We start from the raw sequence: 15,055 nt of genomic DNA, 5'->3' as shown, positions 1-15,055 counted from the left end.
GGCCCCTTAGGGGGCCGTTATTTCTTGCCGATACGCGGTTCCGTTCCGTCCACCAGCCGCGCAATATTGGCGCGGTGGCGGATCAGGATCAGCGCCGCCATGAAGGCGCAGGCGGCGATCAGGTCGCCGCGCCCCATCGCCCATGCCAGCGGCGCCGACAGCACCGCCGCCACCAGCGCCGACAGCGAACTGATGCGCGACAGCAGCGCCGTTACCAGCCAGATCGCGCAGGCGGCCAGCCCCAGCGGCCAGTGCAGGGCGATCAGCGTGCCCAGAAAGGTCGCCACGCCCTTGCCGCCCCGGAACCCCAGCCAGACCGGGAAGCAATGCCCCAGAAAGGCGGCGGCCCCGGCCAGAATTGCGGCATCCTCGCCGGCCAGCGCGCGGGCCAGCAGCACCGCGATGGCGCCTTTGCCTGAATCCAGCAGCAGCGTTGCCAGCGCGGCCGGTTTGTTTCCGGTGCGCAGCACATTGGTTGCGCCGATATTGCCCGACCCGATCTGGCGCAGGTCGCCAAGGCCAAACAGCCGCGTGATGACCAGACCGAAGGGGGCCGACCCCAGCAGATAGCCGACGGCCCCCCACATCATCAGCAGCAGGGGTGCAGTGGTGAAATCAGGCATCGTCGCCCCCATAAACGCGCTTGCCGCCGACCCAGGTGCCCTGAACGCGGCCTTGCAGTCTGGCACCGTCGAACGGCGTGTTCTTTGACTTGGACAGCAATGCGAAACGGTCCAGAACGAAGGGCGCGTCCGGTTTGAACAGGACCAGATCGGCTGGCGCACCCTCGGACAGGCGGCCTTGCGGCAGGCCAAGGCGTTGCGCCGGGTTCAGCGCCATGGCGCGGAACAGCTGGGGCAGCGTCAGCCCGCCCTGATGATACAGCCGCAACGCGGCAGGCAGCAGCGTTTGCAGCCCCACGGCCCCCGGCGCCGCGACCTCGAAGGGCAGGCGCTTGGATTCCTCGTCCTGCGGGGTGTGGAACGAGGCGATCACGTCGATTTCACCATCCGCCACGGCCTGCACCATGGCCAGCCGGTCGTCCTCGGGGCGCAGCGGCGGGGTAAAGCGGAAGAAGGTGCGGTAATCGCCGATGTCAAATTCGTTCAGCGTCAGATGGTGGATGGAAATCCCCGCCGTCACATCCAGCCCATCCGCCCGCGCGCGCCGCAGGGCGGGCAGGCTGGCCGCGACGGTGATCTGGTCGGCGTGATAGCGCGCGCCGGTCATCGCCACCAGCGCAAGGTCGCGGTCCAGACCCATCACCTCGGCCATGGGGGACACGGCGGGTATGCCATAAAGGCTGGCGAATTTGCCACTGGTGGCCGCGGCGCCGCGCGACAGGGCGGGGTCCTGGGGGTGGCCCACGATCAGCGCTCCGACCCCGCGGGCATAGGTCATGCAGCGGCCCATCAGCTTGTTATCGGCCACCACCCGCACGCCATCGGTAAAGGCCACGGCACCGGCATCGTGCAGAAAGCCGATCTCGACCATTTCGCTGCCGCCGCGGGCCTTGGTCAGCGCGGACATATGGCGGATACGCACCGGCGCGTCGCTGGCGCGGCGGGCGGCGAATTGCAGCGTTTCGGGGTCGTCCAGCGGCGGCACGGTGTCGGGGCGCACGATCATCGTGGTCACGCCGCCCGCCGCCGCCGCCAGCCCGGCGCTGCGATAAGATTCCTTGTGGCGTTCACCGGGTTCACCGATCTTGACGCCCCAGTCCACGATCCCCGGTGCCAGACAGGCCCCGCCACCGTCGATGACCTGCGCGCCTTGTGGGGAGGGGCCGTCGCGTTCCGCGATCAGGCCCTCGGCAATGGTCAGGCTGCCGCTGTCGTCGCGACCGCTTTCGGGGTCGATCAGCCGGACGTTTTCGAAATGCAGCATCATGTCAGCCGGTCCTTTTGCTGGATGTCGCGCATCAGTTCCCAGACTTTGCGCGCATCGTCGATATCTGTGAAGCCCACACGCCCGACCCCGCCCGGTCCGGGAATGGCATGGCCGCCGAGGCGACAGTCAGCGAACAGCACCGTCCCGGCGGCACCGTCATCGCCGCCGATCAGGTCGATCCGGTTGTCCGGGGTGATGCGCCAGCTGTGCAGGTCGCGCCCGACCAGCGGCAGGTCGCGGGCAATGAAGGCGCGGCGGTCGGTCAGGGTATAGTGGCTGAACCGGGCTGACAGCGCCGGTTCCAGAACCGGGCGCAGCATCTGCCACAGCCCCGCCGCCAGAAATGGCAGGCCGAACAGCCAGAACAGCCCCGGCGCCCCCATCGCCGCCCCGACCCAGACCAGCGCGAACAGCGTCAGCATGACCCCCGGCACGGCGCGTTTCAGCGCCGGCAGGGTCAGGCGCGGGCGCCCGCCGGGGCGACCCTGCCACAGGATTGCCTCGCCATCCTCGAATATGCCGGTCCAGCCGGGGGCCTGTGTCATTGCGCGCCCTCGATCCGGGCGATGACGGCCTGCGGATCGGCCAGATGCTTGATCAGCGTCTTGCGCCCGCCCGCCGTGGTGACCTGAACATCGCCCAAAAGCGCCCGCAGCCGGGTGATGCGGGACAGCTCGAATCGTGCCTGCCCCGGCCCGATCAGCGCGCGGTCGGTCAGCAGCCAGCGCATCGCCATCACGTCGGGGTAAAGCCACGCCCCGCGCAGGGTCAGCGCCGCCAGAACGCCCACGATCCCCGCCCATAACTGGTCGCTTTTGCCAAGCGCCAGCAGCACCGCCACCACCACCACGCCGCCAATCGCCGCCAGCGTCAGGTGATCGCGGACATAGCGCGCCCGGTCGGGGGCAAAGCTGGCCAGAACGTGCTCGCCCTCGGGGGCGACGGGGGCGGTCTGGCGGTCGCGATAGGCGGGGGCCGGGTCAGACATGCCCGCCGCCCGCCGCGCGTGCGCCGCGTTCCGCCCGCAGGTTGCGCGCCAGCAGGTCCATCGCCGCCATGCGCACGGCGACGCCCATTTCGACCTGATCCTGAATGACGCTGCGGTTGATGTCATCGGCAATGGTGCCGTCAATTTCGACCCCGCGATTCATCGGGCCGGGATGCATCACGATCGCATCAGGTCTGGCCAGCGCCAGCTTTTCGGCATCCAGCCCCCAGCGGTGGAAATATTCACGCTCGGACGGGATGAAACCGCCATCCATGCGTTCGCGCTGAAGCCGCAGCATCATCACCACATCGGCGTCACGCAGCCCCTCGCGCATGTCCTCATAAACCTCGCAGCCCAGTTCCCCCACGCCCGAGGGCATCAGCGTCGACGGCCCGACCAGCCGCAGGCGGTTTTCCATTTTTCCCAGCAAAAACAGGTTCGACCGCGCCACGCGGGAATGCGCGATATCGCCACAGATCGCCACGGTCAGGCGCTGTAACCGGCCCTTGGCGCGGCGGATGGTCAGCGCGTCCAGCAGCGCCTGCGTGGGGTGTTCGTGCCGTCCGTCGCCGGCGTTCAGAACCGCGCAATTCACCTTTTCTGCCAACAGGTTGACCGCCCCTGACTGGGGGTGGCGCACGACCAGCAGATCGGGGTGCATGGCGTTCAGCGTCAGCGCGGTGTCGATCAGCGTTTCGCCCTTTTTGACGGAACTGGTCTGCATCGACATATTCATCACATCCGCCCCCAGCCGCTTGCCCGCCAGTTCAAAGCTGGACTGGGTGCGGGTCGAATTTTCGAAGAACATGTTGATCTGGGTCATCCCGGCCAGCGCGTCGGAATGCTTGACCGTGCGCCGGTTCAGGTCGACATAGGTTTCGGCAAGGTCCAGCAGGGTGGTGATTTCAGCCGGGGCAAGATGTTCGATCCCCAGCAGGTGACGGGCGCGGAAAGTCATCATATCCCCCAATCGGTCAGCGTGACTGTCTATCGCAAAACCGGGCGCTTGCGGCAAGCGCGCTGTGGGCCTAAGCCGGTGTCATGGCTGGCGATCTGACATGGCAGGGATTCGCGCTGGATGGCGAAACGGCGCTGGCGCTGCTGGACTGGCAGCGCGAGATGGGCGCTGACGAGGCGATCCTTGACGCCCCCCTTGACCGGTTCGAGGCCGCGGCCAGACCCGCGCCTGCCGCCGCACCGCCCGCCGCCGCCAGCCCGCCGCTGTCACCCGGCGATGACGACGCCCCCGACCAGCAGGCGCTGGTCGATCTGGCCACGGCCCTGGCGGCACAGACGGGGTCGCTGGCCGATCTGGCGGCGGCGCAGGAAGGCTTTGACGGGATCGAACTGAAAAAGGGCGCGCGGCATTTCGTCTTCTCGGACGGGCGACCGCAGGCCCGGCTGTTGATTCTGGGCGAGGCCCCCGGCGAGGAAGAGGACCGTCAGGGCAAGCCCTTCGTTGGCCGCGCCGGGCAGTTGCTGGACAAGATGCTGGCCGCCATCGGCCTTGCCCGCGATGCGGCGGATGCTGAACGCGCCGCCTATATCGTCAATGTGCTGACATGGCGTCCGCCCGGCAACCGCCGCCCGACGCCGCAGGAAATCGCGGTGTCACTGCCGTTTTTGCGCCGGCATATCGAACTGGCCGACCCTGATGTGATCGTGCTGATGGGCAATACCCCCTGTCAGGCCGCGCTTGGCCGCGCCGGGATACTGCGCCTGCGGGGTCAGTGGATGCAGGCGTTCGGCAAGCCCGCCCTGCCGATGACACACCCGGCCTATCTGCTGCGCAACCCCGCCGCCAAGCGCGAGGCCTGGGCGGATCTGTTGTCACTGGCCGACAGGCTGGATTTGCCCCGCGTCTGAGGGCCGTCAGTCACAGCCCTTCGCCTGCACCGCGCCATCGGGCGCCAGCAGCGTCAGCGCCAGTTTGCTGCCGTCCAGCGCGAAGGGTGCGCCGCTGGCATCGACCAGATCGGCGCTGGCAATGGCCATATCGCCCTGTTGGTCCAGATCTGCGGCCGAGACCCAGACCGAGTCGTCGTCCATCGTGATCGCCGCCGCCTGTGCCGCCAGACCCGCAGGCAGGCTGGCGGTGACGCGCAGGCCATCGCTGATCGGCTCGACCCGGCAGGTCATCCGGGCGTGGCTGTCATCGGGCTGACGCGCCAGCGCCGCCTGTATCAGCGGGTCGGGCGCGGTCTGCGCCGCCGGGGCCTGCAACACGCTGTGGGCGGGCACGCAGACATCCTCGCACAGGCCGAAATCGACCGTCAGCGACACCGGCTGATGCGGGTCGGCCATCTGCAACCGCACCGGCAGCACCAGTTCGTCGTGATAACCAAAGGTGCGTTCGCCGCCGCTGTCGATCACCTCGGGGCGGGGCCACAGATAGTCAGCCGTCACCGCCCCGGACCAGTCGAATTGCGGCGGAATCCCGGCATCGCCGGGCGATTTCCAATAGGTTTTCCACCCCGGTTCCAGCGTCAGGTGCAGGGCAACGACGCGGCTGCCATCGGCATCCACCCAACCGGGGCGCAATTCCGCCGCGCGCAGGCCGGGGGGCAGGTCCTGCGCCAGCGTGGGCGCGGCGGCAAGGGCCAGCGGGGCGGCAAGGGCCAGAAGGGTCAAAATCCGTTTCATGAATATCGTTTACCCCGACCGCCGCCCCCGGCAAAGTCACATTCCCGCAAGGACGCTTGTGAATCCCGCTGCGCCGGGCGATTCTGTGGCAACCGCAGCGTGCGAAAGGGCAGCAGATGACCGAAAGCCAACACCTGACAGGCCGCATCCTGATCGCCATGCCGGGCATGTCCGATCCCCGTTTCGCGCAATCTCTGGTGCTGATCTGCGCCCATTCCCCCGAGGGCGCGATGGGCCTGATCGTCAATCGCCCCATGCCCCGGCTGGGTTTTGCCGAACTGCTGGATCAGCTGGGGATCGACCACGGCCCCGATCTGGCCGCCGTCCCGGTCCAGTTCGGCGGCCCGGTAGAGCCGGGGCGCGGCTTTGTGCTGCATCGCGACGATCCGGGCGATACCGACCTGCCCGAGGGCAGCAGCCGGGTCGCGCCGGGGCTGATGCTGACGGTGACGCGCGACGTGCTGGCGCAGATGGCGCAGGGCGATGGCCCGTCCCCGGCGCTGTTGGCGCTGGGATATGCGGGCTGGGGCGCGGGTCAGCTTGAAACCGAATTTCTGGCCAATGGCTGGATGTCGGCGCCGTTGGACCTGTCGCTGATTTTCGACGCCGATCACGGCGCGAAATGGGCGCGCGCTCTGCGTGGGCTGGGGATCGACCCGGCAATGTTGTCATCCACGGCAGGCCGGGCCTGAGGCGCTGTTAAGCCGATCTTAAAGTTTTCGTGCCAGACCTGTTCCCGACAGACGAATCGGGTTGGGAAAGGGTCGGTGATGCAGATGCTAATCGCGTGGCGCGGCGGCGCGGCGCAGCCGGTCGTTGATGGCAAGGCCAAGCCCCTGTTCGGGGATCGGGGCTATTGCGATCGGGCGGCCAAGACGGTCGGCGCGGCGCAGCGTTTCGAACAGCGCGGCGGCAGCCTGCCGCAGATCACGGCTGGCCGACAGGGTCAGGCCGTCAGCACCGGCGGGACCGAAGGCGATGAAGGTTTCGCCGGGGCGAGCCGTCTGCGCATTGATGCGCAGCGGCGCCTTGGGGGCATAGTGGCTGGTCAACTGCCCCGGCGCGGTGGGGGTGGCGGTGCCTGACGGGCTGTCCTTATGGGTTTTCCGGCTGTTGGCGGTGGTCTGCCCGGTGCTGTCGTCCGGGGCTTGCGCGGCAATGCTGATCCGGGGCCGCAGCAGTGGGCGCTGCATGACATGTTCGATGGTCTCTGCGTCCAGACCGCCGGGGCGCAGCAGCAGGGCCGTTTCCCCCTGCCAGCCGATAATGGTCGATTCCAGCCCGACCTCGCAGGGACCGCCGTCCAGAACCGCGGCGATGCGGCCATCCAGCCCGCCATCGGGGTCGGTGACATGCGCCGCCCGGCTGGGGCTGATCCGGCCCGAACGATTGGCCGATGGCGCCGCCAGCGGGATCGCCGCGGCGCGCAACAGCTGTTGCGCGACCGGATGGGCGGGGATGCGGATGGCGATGGTGTCGCCGCCTGCCGTCACCAGATCGCTGATCCCCGCATCGGGCCGCAGCGGCAGCACCAGCGTCAGCGGCCCCGGCCACAGCTGCGTTGCCAGCGCCTCCGCCGGGGCGGGAAAAACGGCGATGGCCTCGGCTGCCGTCAGGTCGGGCACATGCACGATCAGCGGGTTAAAGCTGGGGCGGTCCTTGGCCTCGAAAATGCCGGCGACGGCATGGGGATTGCGCGCATCTGCCGCAAGGCCGTAAACAGTCTCGGTAGGGATGGCGACCAGCGCCCCCTCGCGCAGAAGGCTGGCGGCTTGGGCGATGCCCTGACTGGTGGCGGGCAGGATCTGGGTCACGGGTCTGTCCTCTGACGCGGGGTCGCGGTTGCCCGAGGGGGCGGGATGGGTAATCTGTTCCGCAATATCGTCAGATAGCCAGCTTGGCGGCCAAAGCCAAGCGCGGCACATCAGGATGACCGGCGCGGTCGTCGAATGGGGGAAGAAATGGCCTATCGTGCTCCTGTGGATCAAATCCGCTTCATTTTGAACAAGGTTGTCGATCTGCCGCGCGTGGCCGCAACCGACCTGTTCGCCGAGGCCAGCCCGGACACTGTCGATGCCATCCTGAACGAGGCCGGCAAAATGACGACCGAGGTTCTGGCCCCGCTGAACCGCAATGGCGACCTTACCCCGGCGCGGCTGGAAAACGGCGTGCTGGTTTCCTCGCCCGGTTTCGACAAAGGCTTTGCCGCCATCGCCGAGGGTGGCTGGGTCGGGCTGGCCGCCGACCCGGAATATGGCGGCATGGGCCTGCCGCAGGCGCTGAACATGGCCGTGGCCGAGATGATGGCCGGTGCCAACCTGTCGCTGCAACTGAACCCGCTGCTGACGCAGGGCCAGATCGAGGCGCTGGAACACCACGCCGATGACTGGATGAAGGCGCTGTATATTCCCAAGCTGACCAGCGGCGAATGGTCGGGGACGATGAACCTGACCGAACCCGGCGCGGGCAGCGATGTCGGCGCGCTGACCACCAGGGCCGAGGATGCGGGCGACGGCACCTATCGCATCACCGGGCAGAAGATTTACATCACCTGGGGCGACAGCGACGTGACCAGCAATGTCAGCCATCTGGTGCTGGCCCGGCTGCCCGGTGCCCCCAGGGGGACAAGGGGCATCAGCCTGTTCATGGTGCCGAAATATTTGCCTGATGACGATGGCAATCCCGGTCAGGCCAACAGCCTGCGCGTGGTCAGTCTGGAACACAAGCTGGGCATTCACGGCAGCCCCACCTGCGTGATGAGCTATGAGGCCGCCAAGGGCTGGCTGGTCGGCGCGGAAAACAAGGGCATGGCGGCGATGTTCACGATGATGAACAACGCCCGTCTGGCCGTTGGCATTCAGGGCGTCGGCGTGGCCGAGGCCGCATTGCAGCAGGCGGCGGCCTATGCCGCGGATCGCGACCAGATGGGGCCGATCATTGGCCACCCCGATGTGCGCCGGATGCTGGCCACCGGCCGGGCCGAGGTCTTTGCCGCCCGCGCCATCTGTCTGGCCTGCGCGGTGGCGCTGGATATGGCCAAGGCCACCGGCGACGCCGATTGGACCGCCCGCGCCGCCCTGCTGACCCCGATCGCCAAGGCGCATGGCACCGATGTCGGCTGCCGCGTGGCCGATATGGGGGTTCAGGTCCATGGCGGCATGGGTTTTGTCGAGGAAACCGGCGCGGCGCAATATCTGCGCGATGTCCGCATCACCCCGATTTACGAGGGCACGAACGGTATTCAGGCCATGGACCTTGTGGGCCGCAAGATGATGGATGGCGGCGAGGCCGCGACCCGGCTGCTGGACGAGGTTCTGGACGGCGCGAAAACGGCGCAGGCCGAACTGGGCGATCTGGCGCATGAGGTCTGGAACGCCGCCGAAACCCTGCGCGAGGCGCTGTCCGATCTGGTCGAGCGGGACATGGACGACCGCTTTGCCGGTGCCGTGCCGTTCCTGTCGGCTTTCGCTCGGGTGCTGGGGGCCAGCTATCACCTGCGGGCCGCACAACAGGGCGGCGCGGATCACAAGCTGTTGGCGCGGATCTACATTACCCGCGTCCTGCCGCGCTATGCCAGCGATCTGGCCGAGATGCGGGCCGGCGGCGACGACCTGAAAGCGCTGCCTGATTCGGTGTTCGGAACCGGCGCGTCGGCGTGACCCGCGTGACCGGCGGGGGCTTCGCCGGGGTTCTGCACCCGTTCGAGGCCCCGCCCGCCGAGGGCGAGGCCGTCGAACTGGCCGATGGTGTGCTGTGGCTGCGCCTGCCGCTGCCGATGAAGCTGGATCACGTCAACTGTTTTGCGCTGGCCGAGGATGCCGCGCAGGGCGGCGGCTGGACCATCATCGACACCGGCTTTTCCAGTCGTCGCGGCAAGGCGATCTGGCAGGCGCTGCTGAACGGGCCGCTGGCCGGGCGCCGTGTCAGCCGGGTCATCGCCACGCATCATCACGCCGATCATATCGGTCTGGCGGGCTGGTTTCAGGACCACGGGGCCGAGCTGTGGACCAGCCGCACCGCGTGGCTGTTCGCCCGGATGCTGAGCCTGGACGAACAGCCATTGCCGGTGCCGCAGCAGGTCGATTTCTGGCGCAAGGCCGGGATGGACCCGGCCCTGCTGGCCCGCCGCATGGCCGAGCGTCCTTTCAATGCCGCCGATGTGGTCCACGCCCTGCCGCTTGGCTATCGCCGGCTGGTCGAGGGCCAGAGCCTGCGCATGGGCGGGCGCGACTGGGTGGTGCGGATGGGCAATGGCCACGCCCCCGAACATGTCACGCTGTGGGACCAGTCTGACGATCTGGTGATTGGCGGCGACCAGCTGCTGCCGCGGATCTCTCCGAATCTGGGGGTTTATCCGACCGAGCCGCTGGCCGACCCGGTGGGTGAATGGATGGAAAGCTGCGCCCGGCTGATGGCCCATGCGCGCGAGGGACAGCTGGTGTTGCCGGGCCACAACATGCCCTTTACCGGCCTGCCGGGCCGGTTGCGGCAGATGCATGACAACCACGTCACCGCGCTGGACCGGCTGGCGGCCTCGCTGGCGGAAAACCCGCGACCGGCGGCGGCCTGCTTCGACGTGCTGTACAAGCGCCGCATCGGGGATGGGGAATACGGTCTGGCGCTGGTCGAGGCCGTCGGCCATGTCAACCACCTGTTCCATCAGGGCCGCGTCGCCGCCGCCGGACTGACCGCCGAGGGCGCCGTTATCTGGCAGGGCACCCCGCGTTAACGGAAACGAAACCGTGATCGGCACCAGCGCGTGACAGGCTGCGACGATTCGTCTATGGCTTGGTCAAGGAATGCATCCAACGGGGGCGGCAATGGCCACGCATCACGATCAGACCCACGCGCATGTTCATGGCCAGATGAACATCCGTGAACAGCAACGCACTTTCGACGGCTTCGTGCGCTTCATGACATGGGCGGCGATTCTGTCCTGTGCCGTGCTGGTGTTCATGGCCTTGTCCAACGCCTGACCGGGGGAAAACATGCTGCGCGCGATGATGACCGCGCTGGCCCTGACGCTGGGGCTGGCCGCCTGTGGTGCTGACAATATCTATGCCTCGGACGAGGCGGTGCGCAAAGCCCGCTTTGTGTCCGACCAGCCGCCTTCGATCACCCTGTTTACGGTGATTGGCATCCCGCGCGGCGAAGGGGCGCATTCCGCGCTGATGATCAATGGCAGTCAGCGGGTCATTTTCGACCCCGCCGGCAGCTGGAGCCACCCTGCCATCCCGGAACGGCACGATGTGATGTATGGCATCACCGACAATTTCAAGAATTTCTATGTCGATTATCACGCCCGCCAGACCTATTGGGTGGCCGAGGATCGGATTTTGGTCAGCCGCGAGGTGGCCGATGCCGCCATTCGCGCAGCCGAGGCGAACGGGTCGGTGAACAAAAGCTTCTGCGCCAATGGCACCGCCGATGTGCTGCGCCGGGTGCCGGGGTTCGAGGCGGCACCTTCGACCTTCAGCCCCAGGAAGCTGCGTGACTGGTTCCTGCGTCAGCCCGGTGTCGTCAGCAAGAAGCATTATGACGGTGACCCGGCCAATAACCACGACGTGCTGTTGCGCCAGCATGGGCAGTTGGTGGGTTATCTGCCCGGTTATCAGCGCCCCGATCAGGTGCCGTCGCAGTAATCAGCCAAGCAGATACAGCAGGCCATACAGCGTGGCCGCCCCCGACAGGATGGCGGCCAGCGTGTTGCGCGTCGCTATTCCCACCGCCAGCGTGACCGCCGCCGCGCCAAGCCGCGCCGGGTCGGGCTGGCCTGCGGTGGCGGCGGGCCACAGCACCAGCGGCGCGACCAGTCCGGGCAGCACCGCCACGCCGGTATAGCGCAGAACCCGCTGGACCCATTGCGGCAGCGCCCGGTTGCCAATGGCCCCCAGAAAGGAATAGCGCAGGGCAAAGGTGCCCGCGCCAAGCGCCACGATCACCAGCCAGATCTGCGCCGCGTTGTATTGCGTCATGTCCCGTTCCCCAATTTTTGGCCCCCCAATTTCTGGCCCGCCAGTTTTCCGCGCCTCAATTCCCGGCGCAGGGTGGCGGTTTCGACAAGTGCCCCCGTCGCCATGGCCAGCGGCGCCGCGATCAGCAACCCCAGCCCTGAGGGCAGCCACGCCAGCGCCAGCGCGCCCCCGACCGACACCGCCGCCGCCGCGATATGGGCCAGCGTCACCAGCCCTGGCCCGATCAGCGCCAGAAAGGTGATCGGCACCGCGAAATCCAGCGCGAAACTGTCAGGGATGGATTTCCCCAACAGCGCCCCGGCCATGGTGGCGGCAACCCAGGGCAGGCACATGCACAGCGCCGTCCCGGCGAAATAGGCCAGCCGCTGACGCAGCCCCAGCGTCGGATTGTCCTGATAATACTGCATTGAGGTGGCATAGCTCTGGTCGATCAGCGTATAGGCCACAGCGGCTTTTTCCAGCGCGCTGGCCTTGCCGATCCACGGCACCATCGAGGCCGAATACATCGCCATGCGCAGGTTCACCGCCAGCGCTGACAGCACCAGCACCAGCAGCGGCGTGTTATCGGCCAGCATCTGCACAGCGGTGAATTGCGACGCCCCGGCCAGCACCAGCGTGGTAAAGCCAAGGATCTGGGGCAGGGTCAGCCCGGCCTCGGTGCCGACCACGCCGAACAGCATCCCGAAGGGCACGATGACCAGCAACAGCGGCGCCGCGCTGGTCACGCCATGCAGAAAGGTTTGACGCGGGCTGCGGGCCAGCGCGCGGGCCTGTCGCAGCGCGCGACGCTCTTGCCGCGGGTCGGCGGAACGGGCAGGGGTGGCGGTCATGGATATCCGATATCAAGTGATCACGAAACTGCCCCACCATAGCGATGCCGCCGATGGCGGCAAGGTGCCGCAATGGGGGGTGCGGCAGGGCTGTGCGGCGGCGGCGCGGGCGGTTGTGGCCGGGCTGTATTGGCGCCATGTTCTGCGCCCGGCACTGGGGCGGCTGGCCTCGGACCGGGCGGGGCGGGCACTGGTGCGGCGTGGTCTGGATGCGCGTCAGTTGCTGGTGGCGCAGGGCGCGGATGGCGCGGTTCTGGGCTGTTGCGGCCTGCGCGACGCGCGCGGGGGCGCGGTGCGTCTGGACGGCGCGGCGCTGCGCCGGATCTGGGGGCGCGGCGGCCTGTGGCGGGGGCTGGCGCTGGCGCTGTGGCCTGCGGGTCCGGCAACAGCGGATCTGGTCGTGGATGGGCTGGCCGTTTGTCCGTCATGGCGCAGGCGGGGCGTGGCGCAGGCGCTGTTGCGCGCCGCACTGGCCGAGGCCGCACGGCGCGGCCACCCCGGCCTTCAGGTGGAACTGGCGGCAGGCAACCTGGCCGCGCTGGCGCTGTATCGGCGCATGGGGTTCACGCCCCGGCGCCGGCTGCGCTGGCGGCGTGTGCTGGTGCTGCGCCGCGATTGCGGTGGCGCGGAACGGCAAGCGGTTAACGGGCCGGACGCAGCTTGCGGCACAGGTGAAACCAGTCGGGGTTGCCGTGGCTGGTCAGCACGCCATTGACGTGAATTGCTTCCAGCCGGATGCGCGGCTTTCCGGTCTGATCAGGCAGCAGCGTATAGGTTTCGTTGCTTTGCCGCCCACTGGCGGTGTCGGTGCAGGTGGTTGTCGCCGCGATAAAGCCGGCCGAGATCATGTCAACATGCCGGATGCGGCACAGGCTTTTGGCTGAATTCAGGTTGCGGCCATCGAACACAAAACTGGTCGGCCCCAGCCCGCCTGTCGCGGTCAGGCTGTCGGCGCACTGGCCGCGATAGGTATAAAGCCCCGGCGGGATGCCCATTTCCAAAAAACCGCCCGCCGGGGCTGGCAGCGCGGCAAAGCTGGTTACAAGGGCAAGGGCGGTGGCAAGAATACGGCGCATGATGTTTCCTTGAAAACAGCTTTCGTCGATGTCCGGTCCCGGATCAGGGGGCAGACAACTGTGCGGTACGGGGCTGGGGGGTGGCGGTTGGACCGCTGTGGGGCGACGCGGTCAGCCGAACACGCCCACCACCTGTCCCAGCAGGGTAAAGGCCCGGCCCGACCGGGTGTCGGCCAGCGCCGCGATCTGGTTGTCATCCAGCGCGGGCGCATGTGCGGTCAGCATCCGGTCGAAATGGCGCAGGAAGTGGTGGACGGCATCGCGGAACACGTCATCTTCGCGGCGCATCCGGGTGACGCTGTCCAGCGCCTCGGGGTCGGTGGGCCGGGCCAGCGCGGCCAGATCGCCGCCGCGTTCGCCGCTGGCAAAACGCCGCCACAGATCGGCATCGGTCGAGGCAGGCGGCAGAAAGTCCATATAAATCCCACGATCAGCCAGCAGCGTGATAATGTCCTGCGCGGCGCGGATCAGGCGGCTGTGGTCGGGGTCTTTCAGCACGGCGTGCAGCGCGGCGATGGTGGCGCGGTCATCCGGCCCTTCCGGGAAGTTCAGCGCCGCGACCAGCTGATCAGGCGTGGCATGAACCACCGGCTGGGGCGGGTCCAGCGGCATCGCGCTTTGCCTTGTGTCCTGCGGCTGTGGGCGCGCGGCGGGTTTGGCGGGCGCGCGGGCAGGGGCGGGTTGCGGACGGGCTGCGGCTTGCGGGTTCGCGGGTTGCGGGTTGATCGGCGCGGTGCCGGTCGTGCCGCCGGGGGCGCGCGGCGCTTGCGGCAGGGCCTGCCGCAGGGCCTGCGCCTGATCGCGCAGCGCGGCAATCGTGCGCGCCATGCCGACGGCCAGCCAGATCAGCCCCAGCGGCAGCAGCACCCCGGCCACGGTCAGCAGCCGGTCCAGCCCGCTGCGCGGCCCGCCTTCGGGGCCAAACAGCCAGAACGCCAGCACCAGAACCACCCAGATCAGGCTGACCGCCGCGCCGATCAGCACCGGTCGGTCGGGACCATCGGCCCCGTCACCCGCCAGAATGCGCCGCAGATCCGCCATCATTCAAAGCGGATCTGGACGATTTCAAAGAACTTGTCGCCGCCGGGGGTCACCACCTCGACGCTGTCGCCCTGATCCTTGCCGATCAGCGCGCGGGCCAGCGGGCTGCGCATGTTCAGCAGGCCGCGTTCCAGATCGGCCTCGGCCTCGCCAACGATCTGATAGGTTTTTTCTTCCTCGGTGTCCTCGTCCACGATGAGTACGGTGGCCCCGAATTTGACGCTGCCCGACAGTTTGGCGGGGTCGATGACCTCGGCCCGGCCGATCAGCCCTTCCAGTTCCTTGATCCGCCCCTCGATATGGGACTGTTTTTCGCGCGCGGCGTGGTATTCGGCGTTTTCCGACAGGTCGCCATGTTCGCGCGCCTCGGCGATTTCGCGGATCACCGCAGGGCGGGCGTCGGATTTCAGCCTGCGCAGTTCTTCGTCAAGCCGGTCGAACCCCGCCCGCGTCATCGGAACTTTTTCCATTCTTCCCTCGTCTCGTGGCCTGAGCCTGTCAGGCATGTGCTGTCCGTGCTTGGCGAACGCCCCCGCCAGCGGGTGACGGGGGCGTTGCAATCTGTTCGCCCGCATCGTGACCCGAAGCCCGCCCCTTTGGCAAGCCCCGGCA

The 15,055-nt window shown here is 67.9% G+C and carries 19 protein-coding genes; 7 read left to right on the top strand and 12 right to left on the bottom strand.

Annotation, left to right across the window (positions count from 1 at the left end; genetic code table 11):
• Positions 1-17: 17 nt before the first annotated feature.
• The 5 genes from plsY to ACFXP9_RS09970 are packed head-to-tail and all read right to left on the bottom strand — an operon-like array spanning position 18 to position 3,836.
• Positions 18-623, bottom strand: a complete 606-nt coding sequence (gene plsY, locus ACFXP9_RS09990) for a glycerol-3-phosphate 1-O-acyltransferase PlsY (RefSeq protein WP_397208292.1) — start codon at positions 621-623, stop codon at positions 18-20.
• Complete coding sequence (pyrC, locus tag ACFXP9_RS09985) at positions 616-1,890, bottom strand: dihydroorotase (protein WP_397208290.1); 1,275 nt, start codon at positions 1,888-1,890, stop codon at positions 616-618. The genes plsY and pyrC overlap by 8 nt, the downstream gene beginning before the upstream one ends.
• Positions 1,887-2,435 carry a hypothetical protein gene (locus ACFXP9_RS09980; RefSeq protein WP_397208288.1) on the bottom strand — a complete coding sequence of 183 codons (549 nt, stop codon included), beginning with the start codon at positions 2,433-2,435 and terminating at the stop codon, positions 1,887-1,889. Before ACFXP9_RS09980 ends, pyrC begins: the two co-directional genes overlap by 4 nt.
• Positions 2,432-2,878 (bottom strand): hypothetical protein, encoded by a 447-nt coding sequence (locus ACFXP9_RS09975; protein ID WP_397208286.1) that lies wholly within the window; start codon positions 2,876-2,878, stop codon positions 2,432-2,434. The genes ACFXP9_RS09980 and ACFXP9_RS09975 overlap by 4 nt, the downstream gene beginning before the upstream one ends.
• Positions 2,871-3,836 carry an aspartate carbamoyltransferase catalytic subunit gene (locus ACFXP9_RS09970; RefSeq protein WP_397208476.1) on the bottom strand — a complete coding sequence of 322 codons (966 nt, stop codon included), beginning with the start codon at positions 3,834-3,836 and terminating at the stop codon, positions 2,871-2,873. Before ACFXP9_RS09970 ends, ACFXP9_RS09975 begins: the two co-directional genes overlap by 8 nt.
• 83 nt (positions 3,837-3,919) lie before the next feature.
• Between ACFXP9_RS09970 and ACFXP9_RS09965 the strand changes: the two genes are divergently transcribed.
• Positions 3,920-4,744, top strand: a complete 825-nt coding sequence (locus tag ACFXP9_RS09965) for a uracil-DNA glycosylase family protein (protein WP_397210179.1) — start codon at positions 3,920-3,922, stop codon at positions 4,742-4,744.
• Between the two features lie 6 nt (positions 4,745-4,750).
• Here the strand turns inward: ACFXP9_RS09965 and ACFXP9_RS09960 are convergent, their stop codons facing one another.
• Positions 4,751-5,521 carry a protein-disulfide reductase DsbD domain-containing protein gene (locus ACFXP9_RS09960; RefSeq protein WP_397208282.1) on the bottom strand — a complete coding sequence of 257 codons (771 nt, stop codon included), beginning with the start codon at positions 5,519-5,521 and terminating at the stop codon, positions 4,751-4,753.
• 116 nt (positions 5,522-5,637) lie between these two features.
• Between ACFXP9_RS09960 and ACFXP9_RS09955 the strand changes: the two genes are divergently transcribed.
• Positions 5,638-6,213, top strand: a complete 576-nt coding sequence (locus tag ACFXP9_RS09955) for a YqgE/AlgH family protein (RefSeq protein ID WP_397208280.1) — start codon at positions 5,638-5,640, stop codon at positions 6,211-6,213.
• Positions 6,214-6,300: 87 nt separating this feature from the next.
• Here the strand turns inward: ACFXP9_RS09955 and ACFXP9_RS09950 are convergent, their stop codons facing one another.
• Entirely contained in the window at positions 6,301-7,335 is a 1,035-nt protein-coding gene (locus tag ACFXP9_RS09950; RefSeq protein WP_397208278.1) for an L-threonylcarbamoyladenylate synthase, read from the bottom strand.
• 147 nt (positions 7,336-7,482) lie between these two features.
• On the opposite strand from ACFXP9_RS09950, the gene ACFXP9_RS09945 reads away from it, so the two are divergent.
• From ACFXP9_RS09945 to ACFXP9_RS09930, 4 genes are all read left to right on the top strand, one after another.
• Positions 7,483-9,180, top strand: coding sequence for an acyl-CoA dehydrogenase (locus ACFXP9_RS09945; RefSeq protein WP_397208276.1), 1,698 nt, complete (start codon positions 7,483-7,485; stop codon positions 9,178-9,180).
• Entirely contained in the window at positions 9,177-10,250 is a 1,074-nt protein-coding gene (locus ACFXP9_RS09940) for an MBL fold metallo-hydrolase (RefSeq protein ID WP_397208274.1), read from the top strand. The genes ACFXP9_RS09945 and ACFXP9_RS09940 overlap by 4 nt, the downstream gene beginning before the upstream one ends.
• A 91-nt stretch (positions 10,251-10,341) precedes the next feature.
• Positions 10,342-10,497, top strand: a complete 156-nt coding sequence (locus ACFXP9_RS09935; protein ID WP_397208272.1) for an aa3-type cytochrome c oxidase subunit IV — start codon at positions 10,342-10,344, stop codon at positions 10,495-10,497.
• Between the two features lie 12 nt (positions 10,498-10,509).
• The gene (locus ACFXP9_RS09930) at positions 10,510-11,163 is read left to right on the top strand and encodes a hypothetical protein (RefSeq protein WP_397208270.1); all 654 of its coding nucleotides are present in this window, start codon (positions 10,510-10,512) and stop codon (positions 11,161-11,163) included.
• Here ACFXP9_RS09930 and ACFXP9_RS09925 read toward each other — a convergent pair whose 3' ends face one another.
• The gene (locus ACFXP9_RS09925; RefSeq protein WP_397208268.1) at positions 11,164-11,496 is read right to left on the bottom strand and encodes an AzlD domain-containing protein; all 333 of its coding nucleotides are present in this window, start codon (positions 11,494-11,496) and stop codon (positions 11,164-11,166) included. It lies immediately after the preceding gene.
• A complete protein-coding gene (locus tag ACFXP9_RS09920; protein ID WP_397208266.1) occupies positions 11,493-12,326 on the bottom strand; it encodes an AzlC family ABC transporter permease in 834 nt (277 codons plus the stop codon). Before ACFXP9_RS09920 ends, ACFXP9_RS09925 begins: the two co-directional genes overlap by 4 nt.
• Between ACFXP9_RS09920 and ACFXP9_RS09915 the strand changes: the two genes are divergently transcribed.
• Positions 12,325-13,041 (top strand): GNAT family N-acetyltransferase, encoded by a 717-nt coding sequence (locus ACFXP9_RS09915; protein WP_397208264.1) that lies wholly within the window; start codon positions 12,325-12,327, stop codon positions 13,039-13,041. The genes ACFXP9_RS09920 and ACFXP9_RS09915 overlap by 2 nt on opposite strands.
• Here ACFXP9_RS09915 and ACFXP9_RS09910 read toward each other — a convergent pair.
• The 3 genes from ACFXP9_RS09910 to greA all read right to left on the bottom strand — a co-directional run bounded on the left by ACFXP9_RS09910 (position 12,968) and on the right by greA (position 14,913).
• Positions 12,968-13,402 (bottom strand): hypothetical protein, encoded by a 435-nt coding sequence (locus tag ACFXP9_RS09910; RefSeq protein ID WP_397208262.1) that lies wholly within the window; start codon positions 13,400-13,402, stop codon positions 12,968-12,970. The two genes, ACFXP9_RS09915 and ACFXP9_RS09910, sit on opposite strands and share 74 nt — an antisense overlap.
• A 111-nt stretch (positions 13,403-13,513) precedes the next feature.
• The gene (locus tag ACFXP9_RS09905; RefSeq protein ID WP_397208260.1) at positions 13,514-14,446 is read right to left on the bottom strand and encodes a hypothetical protein; all 933 of its coding nucleotides are present in this window, start codon (positions 14,444-14,446) and stop codon (positions 13,514-13,516) included.
• Complete coding sequence (greA, locus tag ACFXP9_RS09900; RefSeq protein WP_397208258.1) at positions 14,443-14,913, bottom strand: transcription elongation factor GreA; 471 nt, start codon at positions 14,911-14,913, stop codon at positions 14,443-14,445. The genes ACFXP9_RS09905 and greA overlap by 4 nt, the downstream gene beginning before the upstream one ends.
• Positions 14,914-15,055 lie beyond the last annotated feature (142 nt).

Source organism: Paracoccus jiaweipingae (assembly GCF_044335505.1).
GTDB lineage: Bacteria > Pseudomonadota > Alphaproteobacteria > Rhodobacterales > Rhodobacteraceae > Paracoccus.
This window is presented reverse-complemented; position numbering and strand designations above follow the sequence as displayed.